At 45.1% G+C, this 18,072-nt stretch carries 16 protein-coding genes; 5 read left to right on the top strand and 11 right to left on the bottom strand.

Going from position 1 to position 18,072, the window contains the following annotated elements:
• Positions 1-70 precede the first annotated feature (70 nt).
• The 5 genes from lysS to xerD all read right to left on the bottom strand — a co-directional run bounded on the left by lysS (position 71) and on the right by xerD (position 6,573).
• A complete protein-coding gene (gene lysS / locus AB4167_RS12160; protein WP_017059330.1) occupies positions 71-1,603 on the bottom strand; it encodes a lysine--tRNA ligase in 1,533 nt (510 codons plus the stop codon).
• A gap of 98 nt (positions 1,604-1,701) precedes the next feature.
• Positions 1,702-2,800, bottom strand: a protein-coding gene (gene prfB, locus AB4167_RS12155) for a peptide chain release factor 2 (RefSeq protein ID WP_100208942.1) whose coding sequence is annotated in 2 segments (ribosomal slippage) — positions 1,702-2,724 and positions 2,726-2,800 — 1,098 coding nt in all. Because the reading frame shifts where the segments join, the coding sequence is not laid out codon by codon here.
• 235 nt (positions 2,801-3,035) lie between these two features.
• Positions 3,036-4,772, bottom strand: coding sequence for a single-stranded-DNA-specific exonuclease RecJ (recJ, locus tag AB4167_RS12150; protein WP_372083380.1), 1,737 nt, complete (start codon positions 4,770-4,772; stop codon positions 3,036-3,038).
• An 80-nt stretch (positions 4,773-4,852) separates the two neighbouring features.
• Positions 4,853-5,632, bottom strand: coding sequence for a thioredoxin fold domain-containing protein (locus AB4167_RS12145; protein WP_017062874.1), 780 nt, complete (start codon positions 5,630-5,632; stop codon positions 4,853-4,855).
• Between the two features lie 26 nt (positions 5,633-5,658).
• A complete protein-coding gene (gene xerD, locus AB4167_RS12140; protein WP_017059327.1) occupies positions 5,659-6,573 on the bottom strand; it encodes a site-specific tyrosine recombinase XerD in 915 nt (304 codons plus the stop codon).
• Between the two features lie 150 nt (positions 6,574-6,723).
• Here xerD and fldB point away from each other — a divergent pair, with 150 nt between their 5' ends.
• Positions 6,724-7,245 (top strand): flavodoxin FldB, encoded by a 522-nt coding sequence (fldB, locus tag AB4167_RS12135; RefSeq protein WP_017062875.1) that lies wholly within the window; start codon positions 6,724-6,726, stop codon positions 7,243-7,245.
• Between the two features lie 146 nt (positions 7,246-7,391).
• Here fldB and brnQ read toward each other — a convergent pair whose 3' ends face one another.
• A complete protein-coding gene (gene brnQ / locus AB4167_RS12130) occupies positions 7,392-8,705 on the bottom strand; it encodes a branched-chain amino acid transport system II carrier protein (RefSeq protein ID WP_017059325.1) in 1,314 nt (437 codons plus the stop codon).
• Between the two features lie 314 nt (positions 8,706-9,019).
• Between brnQ and AB4167_RS12125 the strand changes: the two genes are divergently transcribed.
• Both AB4167_RS12125 and srmB read left to right on the top strand, forming a co-directional pair.
• On the top strand, positions 9,020-9,748 hold the full coding sequence (locus AB4167_RS12125) for a tRNA1(Val) (adenine(37)-N6)-methyltransferase (RefSeq protein WP_017062876.1): 729 nt from the start codon (positions 9,020-9,022) through the stop codon (positions 9,746-9,748).
• A 107-nt stretch (positions 9,749-9,855) separates the two neighbouring features.
• Positions 9,856-11,121 (top strand): ATP-dependent RNA helicase SrmB, encoded by a 1,266-nt coding sequence (gene srmB, locus AB4167_RS12120; protein WP_017059323.1) that lies wholly within the window; start codon positions 9,856-9,858, stop codon positions 11,119-11,121.
• A 115-nt stretch (positions 11,122-11,236) separates the two neighbouring features.
• Here srmB and yaaA read toward each other — a convergent pair whose 3' ends face one another.
• Positions 11,237-12,013: a peroxide stress protein YaaA gene (gene yaaA / locus AB4167_RS12115; protein WP_017059322.1), complete on the bottom strand. Its 777-nt coding sequence runs from the start codon at positions 12,011-12,013 to the stop codon at positions 11,237-11,239.
• 208 nt (positions 12,014-12,221) lie between these two features.
• The gene (locus AB4167_RS12110) at positions 12,222-13,649 is read right to left on the bottom strand and encodes a sodium:alanine symporter family protein (RefSeq protein ID WP_032545312.1); all 1,428 of its coding nucleotides are present in this window, start codon (positions 13,647-13,649) and stop codon (positions 12,222-12,224) included.
• Positions 13,650-14,358: 709 nt separating this feature from the next.
• Between AB4167_RS12110 and AB4167_RS12105 the strand changes: the two genes are divergently transcribed.
• A complete protein-coding gene (locus tag AB4167_RS12105; RefSeq protein ID WP_017059319.1) occupies positions 14,359-14,547 on the top strand; it encodes a DUF3545 family protein in 189 nt (62 codons plus the stop codon).
• A 151-nt stretch (positions 14,548-14,698) separates the two neighbouring features.
• Here the strand turns inward: AB4167_RS12105 and AB4167_RS12100 are convergent, their stop codons facing one another.
• From AB4167_RS12100 to nfo, 3 genes are all read right to left on the bottom strand, one after another.
• Complete coding sequence (locus AB4167_RS12100) at positions 14,699-15,250, bottom strand: hemerythrin domain-containing protein (RefSeq protein WP_017070073.1); 552 nt, start codon at positions 15,248-15,250, stop codon at positions 14,699-14,701.
• An 86-nt stretch (positions 15,251-15,336) separates the two neighbouring features.
• Positions 15,337-16,017 (bottom strand): uracil-DNA glycosylase, encoded by a 681-nt coding sequence (gene ung / locus AB4167_RS12095; RefSeq protein WP_102428207.1) that lies wholly within the window; start codon positions 16,015-16,017, stop codon positions 15,337-15,339.
• Positions 16,018-16,414: 397 nt separating this feature from the next.
• On the bottom strand, positions 16,415-17,323 hold the full coding sequence (gene nfo / locus AB4167_RS12090; RefSeq protein ID WP_102319761.1) for a deoxyribonuclease IV: 909 nt from the start codon (positions 17,321-17,323) through the stop codon (positions 16,415-16,417).
• Positions 17,324-17,649: 326 nt separating this feature from the next.
• Between nfo and grcA the strand changes: the two genes are divergently transcribed.
• Positions 17,650-18,027, top strand: coding sequence for an autonomous glycyl radical cofactor GrcA (grcA, locus tag AB4167_RS12085; protein ID WP_017059315.1), 378 nt, complete (start codon positions 17,650-17,652; stop codon positions 18,025-18,027).
• Positions 18,028-18,072 lie beyond the last annotated feature (45 nt).

Raw genomic sequence — 18,072 nt, 5'->3', positions numbered from 1 at the left:
TTAACTGATCGGCATTACACTCTTCAGTGGCTTTTTAATTACATAGGCTGTTACGCCCTATAAGCGAGAATTACGCCTGTGGACGCATTGCCGGGAACAAGATCACGTCACGGATTGTGTGCGTGTTTGTAAATAGCATTGCTAGACGGTCGATACCGATACCTTGACCCGCTGTTGGCGGTAGGCCGTGCTCTAGTGCAGTAATGTAGTCTGCATCGTAGTACATCGCTTCGTCATCACCCGCGTCTTTCGCGTTAACTTGCGCTTTAAAACGCTCGTCTTGGTCTTGTGCATCGTTAAGCTCAGAGAAACCATTCGCAACTTCACGGCCACCGATGAAGAACTCAAAACGGTCTGTGAAGAACGGGTTGTCATCGCTACGACGAGCTAGAGGAGAGATGTCCGCAGGGTAGCCAGTGATGAACGTTGGTTGAATTAGCTGAGGCTCAGCCGTTTCACCAAAGATCTCTTCTAGAAGCTGACCACATGTCCAGAACGTTTCTACGTCTACGTGTACAGATTTTGCGATAGCAACCATCTTCTCACGGTCTTGTAGGTCTGCTTCTGTTAGCGCTTGAATCTCAGCGTGCTCAGGGTTGTAGTGCTTGATTGCATCGAACATGCTCATTCGAGCGTAAGTGCCACCGAACTCAACCGTTTCGTCACCGTAAGGCATAGAAGTAGAACCAAGAACGTCCATTGCTGCCGTGCTTAGCATCTCTTCAGTCAGATCCATAAGGTCTTTGTAGTCAGAGTACGCTTGGTAGAATTCCATCATTGTGAATTCTGGGTTGTGACGTGGAGATAGACCTTCGTTACGGAAATTACGGTTGATCTCGAATACACGGTCAAAACCACCAACCACTAGACGCTTAAGGTAAAGCTCTGGTGCAACACGTAGGTACATATCGATGTCTAGTGCATTGTGGTGAGTGATGAATGGACGTGCAGTTGCACCACCCGGGATCACGTGCATCATTGGCGTTTCAACTTCTAGGTAGCCTTTAGCGCTCATGAAGTTACGGATTGAAGATACAAGCTTAGAACGCACGATGAATGCATTGCGAGAGTCTTCGTTCACGATTAGGTCAACGTAACGCTGACGGTAACGCATCTCTTGGTCAGTTAGACCGTGGAACTTCTCTGGTAGAGGACGAAGTGCTTTAGTCAGCAGTTCAAACTCTTCCATGTTCACGTAAAGGTCGCCTTTACCTGATTTGTGAAGCGCACCTTTAACACCGATGATGTCACCGATATCTAGGCCTTGGTACTTCTCTTTCAGTACTTTTTGTACGTCTTTCGCTGCGTATGCTTGGATACGACCAGAAGTTTCTTGAATCGCAAGGAATGGACCACGCTTCGCCATTACACGACCAGCGATCGCAACGATGTGGTTAAGCTCTTCTAGCTCTTCCTTAGTCTTCTCACCGAATTCCGCTTGAAGATCGCCAGCTAGGTGCTCACGACGGAAGTCATTTGGGTGACCGTTAGCTTTGCAGTTTTGGCGGATGTGATCCAGCTTGCTGCGGCGCTCAGCGATTAGTTTGTTCTCTTCAGGTGAAGAAGCTTCTTGTGCGTTTTCGTTTTGAACAGCATCAGTCATTAGAGATGTACCCTGCTTTTAAAATTTGGACCGCTATATTTTTGCAAATATAGGCATTTTTACCAATATTATTGGTAAAGCTTAATAGTTGATAAAGCTTACAGACCTGATTTCAGGCTAGCTTCAATAAACTTGTCTAAGTCACCGTCAAGAACCGCTTGAGTATTACGGTTTTCGATGCCGGTGCGTAAATCTTTGATACGAGAATCATCCAGCACGTAAGAGCGGATTTGACTGCCCCAACCGATGTCTGATTTCGTCTCTTCGCTCGCTTGTTTTTCAGCATTTTGTTTTTGAATCTCAAGTTCAAAAAGCTTAGCACGTAGCTGCTTCATCGCTTGATCTTTGTTCTTATGCTGCGAACGGTCATTCTGACACTGAACCACAGTGTTAGTCGGAACGTGAGTAATACGTACCGCTGATTCCGTGGTGTTTACGTGCTGACCACCAGCGCCAGAGGCACGGTATACGTCAATACGTAGGTCAGAAGGATTAATGTCGATCGTAATGTTGTCATCAATCTCAGGATAGATAAACGCAGATGCAAATGAAGTATGACGACGACCACTTGAATCAAATGGTGACTTACGAACTAGACGGTGAACACCAGTCTCTGTGCGTAACCAACCGTAAGCATACTCACCAGAAATACGTACCGTTGCGCCTTTAAGGCCAGCAACATCGCCATCCGACACTTCGATAACTTCAGTCTTGAAGCCTTTCGAATCTGCCCAACGTAAGTACATGCGCAACATCATTGAAGTCCAGTCTTGAGCTTCTGTACCGCCCGAACCTGACTGTAAATCGATGTAGCAATCTGATGCATCGTGATCACCAGAGAACATACGACGGAATTCCAGCTTCTCTAGCTTAGCTTCAAGCTCGGCCAGTTCTGGTTCAATTTCATCGAACGTTTCTTGATCTTCTTCTTCAACCGCAAGCTCTAATAGGCCATCAACATCCTCAACACCTTGGTCAAGTTGGTCGATCGTTTCTACTACCGCTTCCAATGCAGAACGTTCTTTACCTAGCGCTTGAGCACGCTCAGGTTCGTTCCATACATCCGGTTGTTCTAATTCTGCGTTTACTTCTTCTAGACGCTCTTTCTTAGCGTCATAGTCAAAGATACCCCCTCAGGATATTTGTGCGCTCAGACACATCCTGCAGACGGTTTTTTATAGGATTGATTTCAAACATTTTAGCTCATCATTTATGAGTAGAATTTAACCGAAGAATTGTACTCAAAAGTGTGACGGAGATACAGAATTTTTTAGAGTGCTGAACCAAGATTCAACAACTTAATGGGATATAAAATTGACAGGCATAAAAAACACGTAAATTTTGTAAGGGCAGGAAGGAAAACAAGCCCTGTTTTTGAACAGAGCTTGTTGAATTTGGCACTATATGATGAGCATTATTGAGCCCAAAATCACTATTTGGCTTCGATATGATCAATCATCAGCTGCAACGATTGGTTGCCGCGAAATTCGTTGATATCGAGCTTAAATGCAAGATGAACGGTTTTTACTGATGCATCAGGCCAGCGACGTAGGTCGACGTTAAAGGCAATACCGTCAATCATCACATTGGTTGGGTGGCCTTTGTAGAGCGGCTCAAGCATCAGCTTAAGGTGCTTTTCACCCACCAGCTTTTGGTGCAGCACTTTAAACTCACCATCGAAGATTGGCTCAGGGAAAGCTTGTCCCCACGGGCCACCTGAACGCAGCGTTTCAGCGGTGTGCATCGAGAACTCTTCTGGTAACAGCTCACCATCAGACAAGATAATGCCCTTCAGTGCTGTTTCTCCAAGTTCATTCTTCACCACATCATTGAACAGCTTGCTGAAGCGTTCAAAGTCCTTTTCCATGATGGTTAAACCAGCCGCCATTGCGTGGCCACCAAATTTAAGAATCAAGCCAGGGTTTTGAGTATCAATTCGGTCCAATGCATCACGCATGTGCAGACCCGGAATTGAACGACATGAACCTTTGATACTGCCTTCGCCGCCATCTGCAAACGCAATCACTGGGCGGTGGTATTTGTCTTTGATACGCGAAGCCAAAATACCAATCACACCTTGGTGCCAATCACGTTGGAATAGTGCCAAGCCAGAAGGTAGGTCGTCTTTACCAAATTCAAGGCGCTCACAAAAAGCCATCGCTTCTTGCTTCATACCCTCTTCGATCTCTTTACGTGTTTGGTTCAAGCCATCTAACTCACTCGCCATTCGACGAGCCGCATGGACGTTGTTACTCATTAGCAGCTCAACACCAAAAGACATGTCGTCTAATCGACCAGCTGCATTGATACGAGGACCAAGAGCAAAGCCAAAGTCAGACGCCACCAAACGCTTAGCGTCTCGCTTAGCAATTTCGATCAAGGCTTGAATGCCCGGACGAGCTTTACCCGCACGAATACGTTGCAAACCTTGATGAACTAAAATTCGGTTGTTTTCATCGAGTGGAACCACGTCGGCAACCGTACCCAGCGCCACAAGGTCAATCAGTTCCATCAACTTAGGTTCTGTCATGCCGCGCTCTGCAAACCAACCCAATTTACGCATGTGAACACACAATGCCATCATCAGGTAAAAAGCGACACCAACCCCCGCTAGGGCTTTCGAAGGAAAAGCACAACTTTCAAGGTTTGGGTTAACCATAGCATCGACCATTGGCAGTTCATTGCCCGGCAAGTGATGATCGGTAACCAGAACCTCTAGCCCTTTCTCTTTAGCAAAGCGAACACCTTCAATTGAAGATACACCGTTGTCGACCGTCATGATCACTTCAGCACCAAGCTCGATTGCCTGTTCAACAACCTCAGGGCTCAAGCCATAACCATCTTCAAAACGGTTTGGTACCAGATAGTCGACGTTAGAGCTGCCGAGCATACGTAACGCTAAAACAGACAGCGCCGAGCTGGTCGCGCCATCGGCATCAAAGTCACCAACAATGATGATGCGTTTTTGCTGCTGAATAGCTTTGAACAACAGCTCAACCGCAGCATCAATGCCGCCCAGTTTTTGATAAGAGTGCAAGCCTTTCGCTGCTGTCTCTAGTTGGTCGGCACTGTCGATTCCACGACTCACATAAATGCGCTTTAACAAGTCAGGTAAGTGAGCAGGTAAGACTGAAATGTCGACCTCAGGACGGCGTTGGATCTCTATCATATAAAAATGGGCCCGATATCAATCAGGCCACTCCTTAAATCAAAAACATGGGGGATAAATTGGCAATACAGAAAACGAGATTATTGCTCTAAACGTTGAAGAAGTTGTGCTGGCGGTAAGTAACCACTCACCAACTCACCACTTGCTAGCACGATAGCCGGTGTGCCATTGATGCCAAGCTCACGACCCAGTTGGTATTGTTTAGCAATGATCTGCTTTTGCTCTGCTAGGTCTTTACCAGACGCTGGCATTTGACGGTTTACTTTAGCGTCATGCATCGCTGTTTTTGGATCATCTGACGCCCAGATTGCTGCCATTTGATCGGCAACTTGCCCTGTCGCACCTTGGCGTGGGTAAGCCATGTAACGAACGGTGATACCCAAATCGTTGTAGCCTTGCATTTGGCTGTGCAGACGAACACAGTAGCCGCACGTAATGTCAGTAAATACCGTCACAACATACTTTTCGTTATCGGCTTTGTATTCAATAACCGTGTCCGACATCGCTGCCACTTTTTCAGCATTCAGCGGAGCTTGACGCTCAGCCAAAACATCACTGAACTTTCCGTTTTCATCCAAAGAGTAAAGTGTACCGGCTAGAAAGTGATCGCCCTCTGGAGAAGAAAATATAATGCCGCTGTTGGTTTGAACTTCTAACAAACCATCGATATCCGAAGGAACAATCTTATCGACCTTAATACCGATTTTTTCAAAACGCTTAGTTAACGCAGCTGTATCAATAGCTTGAGCTGGAGCAGCTTCTACGGCTGTTGATGTTGTTTCTACTTTCGCTTCTGATGCATTACATGCAGTAATCATAAGAGGAAGCGCTAGTAGAGGAAGACGGCGTAATACGCTCATTAAGTTCACCTTAAAAATAAATGGATTTAAGCACGTGGGTGATGCTGCGCATGAATTTGCTTGAGCCTTTCAGTCGCCACGTGAGTATAAATTTGGGTTGTCGATAAGTCACTATGCCCAAGTAACATCTGTACGACCCTGAGATCTGCGCCATAGTTCAGTAAATGCGTCGCAAAAGCGTGTCTCAATACGTGTGGTGACAACAATTCTGTGTCGATACCAGCGACGACCGAGTAGTGCTTAATACGATACCAGAACGTCTGACGGGTCATTTGCTTGGCGCGTTTACTCGGAAAAACCACATCAGAACTGTTTTCGCCAAGTAGATGTGGACGACCCTGTTCAATAAAAGTCTCTATCCAATCCACCGCATTTTCGCCCATTGGTACTAAGCGCTCTTTGCCACCCTTACCAATAACACGCACCACGCCCTGTCTTAGGCTGATGTTTTCCATCGTCAAGCTAACCAGTTCTGTCACACGCAAACCGGTTGCATAGAGTAACTCAAGCATCGCCTTATCGCGAAGCTCAATCGGATCGTTCGGATCTGGCGCATCGAGCAAAGCATCAACCTGTTCTTCGCTCAAATCTTTCGGCAAGCGTTGCGGCAGCTTCGGGCTGATCAACAAGGCACTTGGATCATCGCCTCTGATTTTCTCGCGGTGCAAATATTGGAACAAGCGACGAATCGCCGACAACATACGGGCACGAGAGGTCTGCTTAAAATCGGCGTCGGCTAACCAGCCTTGATAATCCTGTAAACCTGAAAGGCTAATGAAGTCGAGGCGGTAATTGTTCTTTTCCATCCACGCTAATAACTTGGACAAATCGGTACGGTACGAGACAAGCGTATTCTCCGATAATCCTCGCTCCATCCACATAGCATCTAAAAACTGCTCAACGAGACCGTGGTCTGCGCTCTGCCCTTGAGGCGACTGCATAGTGTTACTCACAATATTGGAAACTGTTTTGAGAGTATGCCAGAGCAAATATGAATGCCATAAAAATTACGACTTGAGCGGATAATCGCTGCAATCGAAGTCGATTTATGGTTAGAATTCGCCATCTGAAATTAAAATCGAACGTTTGCTATGAAAATTGGATTATTTTACGGCTCAACCACCTGCTACACAGAAATGGCAGCAGAGAAAATTCGCGGCATTATTGGTGAAGACCTAGTTGATATCCATAACGTGAAAGAAAGCCCTCTTTCATTGATGGCGGACTACGACCTTTTATTGCTGGGCATCTCGACTTGGGACTTCGGTGAAATCCAAGAAGATTGGAATGAACTGTGGGAAGACATCGCAACCACGCCTATGAAAGGCAAGGTTGTGGCTCTGTTTGGTTTGGGTGACCAAGAAGGCTACGGCGAATGGTTCCTAGATGCGATGGGTCTATTGCATGATGAACTGAAAACCGCGGGTGCAGAGTTTGTTGGCTTCTGGCCAAACGATGACAGCTACGAGTTCGAAGCGTCTAAAGCGTTAACCGAAGACAAATCTCAATTCGTTGGTTTGGCGCTTGATGAAGATTCACAATACGAGCTAAGCGACGACCGTATCGCAAGCTGGGTTGAGCAAGTACTGGTTGAGTACAGCGAAAAGCTATAACCAAACAGAAGTACTCCCGGCTAAGTAGCTAACCAAGTAACTAGCTGGATATAAAAAGACCACAGAATACAAAAAGGCCTCATTACTGCGAAGTAATGAGGCCTTTTCTATTTCATCTCGAAGGACAATCTAATCTCAACGGAAGATTAAACAGTCTCTTCAGCCATCTCTTGTTCTGTTGACTTGCCAACAAAGAACATACAGATGATTGCAGCCGTTGTTGGAAGCAACCAACCCATACCGATCTCAAACAGTGGCAGCATCTTAAGTGCAGACACGTCTACACCCGCTACTTTAGCGCCATCAATAAGAGCAAACAGCAGTGACACTAATACCACTACGCGGTAAGCCGCTTTTGGATTAGGGAAACGGCTACGTAAGAATGTCAGAGCAACCAACGCGATAGCGACTGGGTACAGTGCAAACAGTACTGGAACAGACAGAGAAATCAGTTGAGAAAGACCAACGTTCGCAACGGTTGCACAAGCTACACCATTGATGATTACCCAAGTCTTGTAAGACAGAGGCGTTAGCGAGCTGAAGTAATCAGAACATGCTGACACAAGGCCAATCGCCGTGGTTAGACATGCTAATAGTACGATCACAGAAAGCACTAGCTGACCAGAAGGACCAAACAACGATTGAACGTATAGGCTTAAAATAGCACCGCCATTGTCTGCACCAGCTGCGACTGTTGCACTTGTTGCGCCTAGGAAAAATAGAGAGATGTAAACAAACGCCAGACCCGCTGCGGCAATACAACCCGCGCTAATTAGGTACTTAGTCGTCGCTGCACGGTCAGTAATGCCCTTGCTACGAATCGCATCAACAATCAGCATACCAAACATCAAAGAAGCAAAAGTATCCATGGTGTTGTAGCCTTCAAGGAAACCTTTGGTTAGTGGTTGAGTGATGTACTCACCGTGAGCCGCAAGAATATCGCCTTGAGGGTTAACGAATACAGCAATCGCCAGCACAACCAAACCAACGAACAGTGCAGGTGTTAGCACCTTACCAATGACGTCAATAAGCTTACCTTGCGACCATGAGAAGAACATCGCTACTGCAAAAAATGCAATCGAAAAGAGAGTTAGGTGAGCTTGAGAGGCATCGATGAAGAACGGTTTCACCGCCATCTCATAGGCAACAAGGCCAGTACGCGGTGCAGCAAATGCAGGACCGATAATGATAAAGATCAGTACAGCCATGATGGTTGCTGCTTTCTTAGGAAGATCTTTAGTTAAGTGACCCCAAGAGCCACCAGCCACTGCGACCGCGACGATAGTGATTAACGGCAGACCAACGGCAGTCAGCAGAAAACCAGACATCGCTGGAAGGAAGTGATCACCGGCTAATTGGCCAGCTAGAGGTGGGAAGATGATGTTACCCGCACCCAAGAAAAACGCAAAAAGCATAAAGCCCAATGCCATTATATCTGTTAGTTTTAGACTCTGTTTCACAGATAATCCTTAATTATATTTATGAATTTATGTTGTGCTTACATGAATGTTACAGCTCAAAGCTGCCAATCAATCTATAAAATAGTCGCGCATAATGACGAAACAACTGGCTAGCTGCAAGTCACCACACAAAAACACCATATAAATTTGCATATGAGAACAAAAAGCAGTGGATTCCACTAGCTATAGAAAAATAGCCACAATTATAAACTAACCATAATGCACAACAATATTCTTCCAAGCAGAACATTGATTCATACAAGCGGTTAACATTAGAGCTAATCACTTAAAATATCTCGATACTCAGAACATTAATGAAAGACAAAACAGTGCAAACTAAAAGCTTCAATTTTAAGCAATTCTCAATTTACGGCGGGAAAAGCGGTATGCCAGTCAGTACCGATGGCGTATTACTTGGCGCTTGGGTAAGCCTGCCACAAAGATCATGTGTACTCGATATTGGAACCGGGACAGGTCTGCTGGCTTTGATGGCTGCGCAGCGTTTTGAAGATGCTTCAATCTCTGCGATAGATATTGATCAACACGCTATTGATGCTGCCACTGTCAATATTGAGCAGTCGCCTTGGCAAAATCGTATCTCCCTTGATCACGGCAGCGTGTTAACAACCGACTTTCCACAAAGGTTTGATGCGATCATCTGTAACCCGCCCTACTTCAACTCTGGAGAACAGGCGCAGCAAAGCCAAAGAGCCACCGCCAGGCACACCGACAGCTTGGATCATTTAGCGCTTGCCCAGCGTTGTTTCGAGATAACAACCGACGCCGCGACTGCCAGTTTCATCCTACCGACGCCTGAGGGGGAAGGTTTTATCAAGCTTGCCGAGCAATGTGGTTGGTATCTAGCAAAACGCCTTGATGTAAAAACAACAGATAAAAAGCCAGCTAGCCGAATTTTATTCGAGTTATCTAAAGATCCTGCTTGCGAGCAAGATTTGCAGCGCGAATCGCTTACAATTCACCATCAAGGTGGTTATAGCGAAGCATTTATTGCGCTCACTAAAGATTTTTATCTCAAGATGTAGCAAATACCATGTGATCCTAATCACTAATGCTTCTATAATGTCCGACTACTCTTTTTTATCGTCTGCTTTTTGAGGCAGAAACATTTATTGCTTGTGGAGAAACAACAGTGATCAGAACCTTTGCAGAACTCGATCTAAACCAAGAGCTGCTTAAAGCAATTGACGAAATGGGCTACGAACGTCCAACACAGATACAAGCTGAAGCAATCCCACAAGCGTTAGATGGAAGAGACGTTTTGGCTTCTGCGCCAACAGGTACTGGTAAAACAGCATCATTTGTATTGCCAGCACTGCAATACCTACTGGATTTCCCACGTAAGAAATCTGGCCCTGCACGTATGCTTATCCTGACGCCAACGCGTGAGCTAGCAATGCAGATCACCGAACAAGCACGTGAGCTTGCTAAATACACCAGCCTAAATATCTTCACGATCACGGGCGGTGTGATGTACCAAGAGCACGCAGATATCTTAAGTACCACTCAAGATATCGTAGTAGCAACACCTGGCCGTTTGATGGAATACATTGAAGGCGAGCGTTTTGACTGTCGTGCGATTGAATGGCTGGTTCTAGATGAAGCCGACCGCATGCTAGACATGGGCTTTGGTCCTGTTGTTGACCGTCTGTCTGCAGAGTGTCGCTGGCGTAAACAAACTTTACTGTTCTCAGCAACGCTAGAAGGTAAAGGCATTGAAGGCTTCACTGAAGATCTACTGAAAAACCCAGCGGAGATCGATGCGAAATCATCACTTCGTGAGCGTAAGAAGATCACTCAGTGGTACCACCGTGCAGACACAGCAGAGCACAAGCTGAACATCCTAAAGCACGTCATCACAGAGCAAGCTGAGCGCAGCATCGTATTCTTGAAGACGCGTGATCGTCTAGGTGATCTACGAGCTCAACTTGAAAGCGCGCAAATTCCATGTGCGTGGATCCAAGGTGAAATGCCTCAAGATCGTCGTAACAACGCGATTGCTCGTTTCCGTGACGGCTCTGTAAACGTACTACTAGCGACTGACGTTGCTGCTCGTGGTATCGACCTTCCAGACGTAAGCCACGTAATCAACTACGACATGCCACGTACTGCTGACGTATACCTACACCGTATTGGCCGTACTGCTCGTGCTGGTAAAAAAGGTAACGCGGTTTCTATCATTGAAGCGCACGATCAACTAATGATTGAGCGTGTGGCTCGTTACACAGACGAACCAATCAAAGAACGCTTTATTGAAGGCATGCGCCCTACGCATAAGAAAGCGGCCGTGACTAAGAAGAAGAAGCCGAAGAAAGAAGATAAGAAAGCGGTAGAGAAACAAAAAATCGCGAAGAAGAAAAAAATCGCGAAGAAAAAGAAAGCAGCAAAGAAGAAGTAATCTACCAGCTTCAACGATTCAATAAAAAAGCCCCATGCAGTTCGCTGCATGGGGCTTTTCTCTATCAGGTCTGTTATCAGGCTAAAACCGAGAGCTACTCGTTAGCCAAGGACTACTAGTTTTGCTCTTCGCGCTTAAAGACAAGCTCTTTCGCGTTCGACTCTTCTTCAACGAAGTAGTAGCCCGCCGTATCAAACTGGGTCAGCGCCTCAACCGAGTCGATCTTGTTCTCGATGATGTAGCGAGCCATCATGCCACGCGCTTTCTTCGCGTAGAAACTGATCACCTTGTACTGACCGTTCTTGCAGTCTTTGAATACAGGGGTAATCACTTGGCCATCCAAGTTCTTCGGCTTCACGGCTTTAAAGTATTCGTTAGACGCCAAGTTGATCAACACATTGTCGCCTTGAGCATTCAACGCTTCATTCAGCTTGTCTGTGATGATGTTGCCCCAGAACTGGTACAAGTTAGTACCACGAGCATTGGCTAAGCGTGTACCCATCTCTAGGCGGTATGGCTGCATCAAATCTAATGGCTTAAGCAAGCCATATAACCCAGAAAGCATGCGCAGGTGGTCTTGTGCGTAGTCAAAATCTTCATCCGATAGCGTTTCAGCGTCTAGGCCAGTGTATACATCGCCTTTAAAGGCTAGGATTGCTTGGCGTGCGTTGTCTTGGGTAAAGGTCTCGCTCCACTGCTCAAAGCGCGCTACGTTCAACCCTGCGATTTTATCGCTGACTTTCATCAGTGCAGAAATATCTACTGGCGTCAGTTTGCGGCACTCTTCAATCAGCTCAGCAGAGTGTTCAACAAACTCAGGCTGACTAAAGCGTTCCGTCGCTAATGGTGATTCGTAATCAAGTGTTTTGGCTGGAGAAACGACAACTAACATAACTTTACCCTAATCGGTTATCTAACTGGATGCTGCTAGAGTATAGAAAAAACATCAACTTGTCTTTATGACTCTTCCTATTACTTCGATAGGGAGAATGAGCTTCGATAGACAGAATGAGACAAATGACAGGCAAACAAAAAGGCTAAGGTCGAAACCTTAGCCTTTCTAATCACTTTAGGATGAGCCGTTTATCGCTCCAACAAGATTACTTCTTGTTGTTGTCCCAAATACCGTCTTCCAGCTGAGACTTAAGCTCTGGGAAGTCATTCGAATCGAATGTTGGTACTTTACCCGCGTCTAGTTGGCGGTTGTAGTCTTTCGCTAGCTTAATCACGATACCTGATAGCAGGATAATCGCCACCAAGTTAACAATCGCCATTAGGCCCATCGATACGTCAGCCAGTGCCCATACCGTTGGTAACGTCGCTAGAGAACCGAACATAACCATACCCAGAACAACGATACGGAACAGCACTAGGCCCTTCTTGTTGTTGTGCTCAAGGAAGATAAGGTTCGTTTCAGCGTACGAGTAGTTTGCAATGATTGAAGTGAAAGCGAAGAAGAAAATCGCTACCGCTACAAAAATGCCGCCCCATTCGCCCACTTGTGCTGTTAGTGCACGTTGCGTTAGTTCGATACCCGTTACTTCACCGTGTGGTACATACTCACCAGACATCAGGATGATTGCGACTGTTGCTGAACAGATAACAATGGTATCCATGAACACGCCTAGCATTTGCACGTAACCTTGTGATGCTGGGTGCGGTGGGTAAGGCGTAGCAGAAGCTGCTGCGTTTGGCGCAGAACCCATACCCGCTTCGTTCGAGAACAAACCACGTTTGATGCCGTTAATCATCGCTTGTGCGATTGCGTAACCTAGGCCACCCGCTGCTGCTTCTTGCAGACCGAATGCACTCTTGAAGATAAGAGCCAGTACTTCAGGCACTTTCTCGATGTTCGCGAACATCACGTACATAGCGATCGCTAGGTAAGCCAATGCCATGATTGGAACGATGATTTCTGCTGTGCGTGCAATCTTACGGATACCACCGAAGATAACGAACGCAGAGATGATTACGATACCAACACCAACGTAGCTACGCTCAAGGTCGAATGCCGTATTCATTGCGCTTGCAATCGCGTTCGCTTGAACCGCGTTGAATACAAGACCAAATGCAATGATGAGGAAGATAGAGAATAGAACCCCCATCCAACGCATGCCTAGGCCTTTCTCCATGTAGTATGCAGGGCCGCCGCGGTAGTTACCGTCGTTATCACGCGTTTTGTATAGCTGTGCCAGTGTGCTTTCTGCAAACGATGTTGCCATACCTAGCATTGCGATTAGCCACATCCAGAAGATAGCACCAGGGCCACCAGCGGTTAGTGCTACAGCAACACCTGCCATGTTACCCGTACCTACACGAGCAGCGAGACTAGTACAAAGAGCTTGGAAAGAAGAGATACCAGCACTGTCTGCTTTACGGCTGTTTCTAAGAACAGAGAACATGTGGCCGAAATGGCGGAATTGAATGAAGCCTAGTCGTACAGTGAAGTAGATACCCACACCAACCAGTAAGTAAACTAAGATAGATCCCCAAAGGAGATCGTTCATCAAATTGATTAAGTCTGTCACGTGAACCTCGTAATTGAGTTTAAGCACCGATCATGCTTCCTAGCCTTCCTCTTAATCGCCTATGCCTCTGTCAATGTTGTGTCGGCACTCTTGTTATATTCTTGCGGCGATTGAGACTGTAAATGTCGCTTCATGCATCCATTTTACGTATCAGTGTATTTTTTGACGGGCGGATAATGCAGCGAGACGGCCTAAAAATCAATATGCAAATACACTTATATTAAAATGACATTTCACTAATAACACACCTTTTGTTAACACAACTTTCAACAATGCAGCCCAATAAAAGTTACATTATCGGGACATAATATCAACAACAGCCACGGCACTACCCCAACAAGAACACCATCCTATAAAAATGACGTCAGCCTAGGTTTTACAAGGTATAGTGAAGATCTTCGTTTTTTTCTAGGCCAATGAGATCCCTATACCGCACGGTACCATGTGCACTTCAATGCATTGTAGTCAAAACGCTATTCCATTCGCACAATGAATTAACATTCAATAACCCCCAATTTAATCGTTTACTTAGGTTTGTTTGCCTGTTTTTTATACATAATAATTCTCACAATGTGTGAGCATGCATAAGAAAACAGAACAAAAGCTTCATAGATTTGAAACAAATGAGAAACAAATCAAAGTTATTATGAACCTAAATATGATATTTATTGGTTCGTAAGAACTAGTCCCACGGAAGGAGATATGGCTTATGGATAGCTTTCAATTCGATGAAGTATCAGAACTAGAAATGCCTCGTGTAACTCAAAAATCACGCTCGAAACCACTCAAGCGTAAGTGGCGTGAAATCGAAGCCATCAACGATCGTAGGCAGCTTGAGAAAGAGCTGAGAGAGATGAACCTAGGTCTTGATTTTAGCCTTGACGATATAAAACTTTAATCAGCACGATAAGAAATCAGATAGCAAAAGGCACCTATATAGGTGCCTTTTTTATTTTTTGAGGTAGTTAATCCGCTCAAAGCGCCATTTGGAAACCAACCCTCTAATATAGAGGACACCTAAAATAGGTGCACCTCAACATTACAACGGGCTAAACACACTCTTGTTCATTTTGTCGAACCCGAGCCGCGAGTTGGCGATATTGATCGGCGATGGTCTCTCCAAAAACAGGGTCATCTTCCGGTTGAAGCCATTGAGACTCCACTTCTTGCCAATCTTTCACCGTGAACGCCTCAACAATCATGGGTAGCACATGCTTCTCTTCATATTCCATGTGCTTTCGCTGAGCCTTAACAAACGCTTCAAGCTGCTCAATAAAGACTTGCTGAGGAACCACCGCATCTTGAAGGATCATATCGACCAAACCTAAAAAGTCCGCCGTTTTCTCAGAAAGCAATTGATGCTCTAACTCCAAGTCTTCAATCGCTTGCTCGCTGCCATATTGCTTAAGATAGTAGCGATAAATGACGTCTTCTTTAGGGTGATGCACTTTGTCTGAATGATTCATAAGGTAATGAACCACCTCTGCGATCAGGCTATAGTTTATTTCTCGCTCCTGTTTCAGAAACTCTAACTTACTGTTGAGTATCGCGAGTAAACGAGCCATATAGCCATGCTCTCGTCTTATCCTTTCAATCATCATAGTATTGCACTCCATTACACCTACTATTTATAAGTGTATACGAATATGCTGATTTATGATTTGACCCTGCTCAGAAAACCACCAACCTACACTTCTGTTGGTAAACGCCAGTCAATAGGTTGTTGATCCATAGAAGAAAGCAGCTTGTTGGTTGTAGAGAAATGCTGACAACCGAAGAATCCACGGCGTGCCGATAATGGCGATGGGTGAGGTGCAACCAACACATGATGCTTGTCGTCATCAATCGCTTGACCTTTCTTCTGGGCGTGTGCGCCCCACAACAAAAAGATGATCGGTTCAGAGCGCTGATTGAGCTCAGCAATAATGGCATCGGTAAAGGTTTCCCAGCCACACTTAGCATGTGAGTGTGCTTTTGCCTCTTCGACTGTAAGGACTGTGTTCAACATCAACACCCCTTGCGATGCCCAAGAATCGAGATAACCATGACTAGGAATCTCAAAGCCCTCTATATCTTGTGCAAGCTCTTTGTACATATTGCGTAGAGAAGGTGGGATTTTCACACCAGGAAGCACTGAGAATGCTAAGCCGTGAGCTTGGTTAGCACCGTGATAAGGATCTTGCCCTAAGATAACCACTCGCACGGATTCGAAAGGCGTCATATCAAAGGCACTGAACACCTGTTCTTGTGGCGGGTAGACGGTTTTACCACTATTACGTTGCTGTTCAACAAACGCGAGGACACTCTGAAAGTACTCTTTATCACGTTCATCATTAATAATGGATTCCCAAGTCTTTGGTGCGCTCATCGTTTTACTTCCCAATCATCAAGGTTTCTAGCGGCTTTCGCCAGACAAAAAAATAGCTGTATCGGCTAACTGTCCTAAATAAGGCTCTAGTTATACCTCATACAGCTATCAATAAACATGATGTGTAGGGTTCACTTGTTGATGAATCATAATAATCAGTTCAAGTTGTGCTTATCTCGATTAACCACTTTTCTGCTGTGTACGATGGTGGCCGTGGTTATGCACGTGACGGTTTGGTGTAGGTAAACGGCGTGCGACAGCAATAGTTGAAGTTTGGGTGATTGAATACATAAAGGCACCTCCTCTAAGACATCGTGAACTACATATTCACTTTAATACTATGAAAGAAAGGTGCCAATTTTTAGAAATAGACGGAAATAAATTTCCCCCTCTATTATTACGCTTGTTCGCTCGCTAGCGTTGCTGAACGATGAAACATTCTAAGTTGTTGAATTTCCTCTTTCCAGATCGTCGAATCAATGGTTTCCAAGATAAGAGGGATACCATTAAAGCGAGAATCAGAGGCAATATACTCAAAACAATCCCAGCCAATTTCGCCTTTTCCTAAAGAATGGTGTCGATCGACTCGGCTCGCGAACTCAGCTTTTGAATCATTGATGTGCATTGCTCTTAGATAGTGCATACCCACGATGCGGTCGAACTCAGCAAAAGTATGCTCACACGCCTCTTTTGTACGTAAGTCATAGCCAGCAGTAAACGTATGGCAGGTGTCTAAGCACACACCCACACGTGACTTATCTTCTACCTGCTCGATAATCTCGGCTAGATGTTCAAACTTCCAACCCAGATTAGTGCCCTGCCCAGACGTATTCTCGATCACTGCGATTACGTCAGGTACCGCTTGATGAGCTAGGTTGATCGATTCAGCGATCTTCGCCAAACATTCGCTTTCTGAGATTTTCTTTAAATGACTCCCAGGATGAAAATTCAAAAGCGTTAGTCCAAGTTGATTACAACGCTCCATTTCATCAATAAAAGCCGCGCGTGATTTCTCTAGCTTCTCTTCTTCTGGCGCTCCTAGGTTAATCAGGTAGGAGTCATGAGGAAGAATGTGCTCAGCACCGTAGCCCAACATTTTGCAATTGGCTTTAAAGGCACTAATGGTTTTCGCTTCTAGTGGTTTTGCCGCCCACTGTCTCTGGTTCTTGGTAAACAGTGCAAACGCATTGGCACCTATTTCACGTGCACGCATAGGCGCCTGATCAACACCACCAGCAGCCGACACATGAGCGCCAATAAACTTAATATTTGTTTCCGGTTTTGAGGATGAATTATTGTTTGTCATTAAATCACTTTACACTTTCAGAATGCTTAATAAATAAAGGGTCGTATCGGTTGTAGTTCAATAAAAACACAACAAATGTAGTAAACTTACAGCAAATATGACTGTTAAATATTTTTTATACTTTAAAATATTTTGTAATTACTTTGTTTTTAAAGGTTTTATTGATTTACCTCAATATAATCACCTTTGTAAAAATATGGTTTTTGGTTGTTTTTTGACTTAAATCAATGTTAACCTTACTAATATTAGGTATATATTACCCAGCTCAATAAAAATCGAAAGTTAACACCATAATCAAACCACATTCAGTGGACTAGGAGATAGTTATGATCCAAGGTATTCAAATTACTAAAGCAGCAAACGATGACCTACTAAACTCAATCTGGCTACTAGATAGCGAGAAGAATGAAGCTCGTTGTGTTGTTGCTACTGCAGGTTTCGAAGCTGACCAAGTTATCTCAGCTGCAGACCTAGGCGAGTACGAAAGCCGTGAAGTTGCAATCGAAGCAGCACCACGCATCGAAGGTGGTCAACACCTAAACGTTAACGTTCTTAAGCGTGAAACGCTAGAAGACGCAGTTGCTCACCCAGAGAACTACCCACAGCTAACTATCCGTGTATCGGGTTACGCTGTACGTTTCAACTCTCTAACAACTGAACAGCAACGTGACGTTATCGCACGTACGTTCACTGAGTCTCTATAATTTTTAGAGCTTAAATTAGAATACAAAAACGGCGCTCATTGAGCG

Source organism: Vibrio sp. 10N.286.49.E11 (assembly GCF_041469505.1).
Lineage (GTDB): Bacteria > Pseudomonadota > Gammaproteobacteria > Enterobacterales > Vibrionaceae > Vibrio > Vibrio crassostreae_C.
Note: the sequence above shows the minus strand (reverse complement) of the source record. Positions and strands in the feature narration are given on the sequence as shown.

Bases quoted from the DNA above. Each gene is read 5' to 3' on its own strand.
- lysS (WP_017059330.1), bottom strand. From the start codon at position 1,603: ATGACTGATGCTGTTCAAAACGAAAACGCACAAGAAGCTTCTTCACCT.
- recJ (WP_372083380.1), bottom strand. From the start codon at position 4,772: ATGATAGAGATCCAACGCCGTCCTGAGGTCGACATTTCAGTCTTACCT.
- AB4167_RS12145 (WP_017062874.1), bottom strand. From the start codon at position 5,632: ATGAGCGTATTACGCCGTCTTCCTCTACTAGCGCTTCCTCTTATGATT.
- xerD (WP_017059327.1), bottom strand. From the start codon at position 6,573: ATGCAGTCGCCTCAAGGGCAGAGCGCAGACCACGGTCTCGTTGAGCAG.
- fldB (WP_017062875.1), top strand. From the start codon at position 6,724: ATGAAAATTGGATTATTTTACGGCTCAACCACCTGCTACACAGAAATG.
- AB4167_RS12125 (WP_017062876.1), top strand. From the start codon at position 9,020: ATGAAAGACAAAACAGTGCAAACTAAAAGCTTCAATTTTAAGCAATTC.
- yaaA (WP_017059322.1), bottom strand. From the start codon at position 12,013: ATGTTAGTTGTCGTTTCTCCAGCCAAAACACTTGATTACGAATCACCA.
- AB4167_RS12105 (WP_017059319.1), top strand. From the start codon at position 14,359: ATGGATAGCTTTCAATTCGATGAAGTATCAGAACTAGAAATGCCTCGT.
- AB4167_RS12100 (WP_017070073.1), bottom strand. From the start codon at position 15,250: ATGATGATTGAAAGGATAAGACGAGAGCATGGCTATATGGCTCGTTTA.
- ung (WP_102428207.1), bottom strand. From the start codon at position 16,017: ATGAGCGCACCAAAGACTTGGGAATCCATTATTAATGATGAACGTGAT.
- nfo (WP_102319761.1), bottom strand. From the start codon at position 17,323: ATGACAAACAATAATTCATCCTCAAAACCGGAAACAAATATTAAGTTT.
- grcA (WP_017059315.1), top strand. From the start codon at position 17,650: ATGATCCAAGGTATTCAAATTACTAAAGCAGCAAACGATGACCTACTA.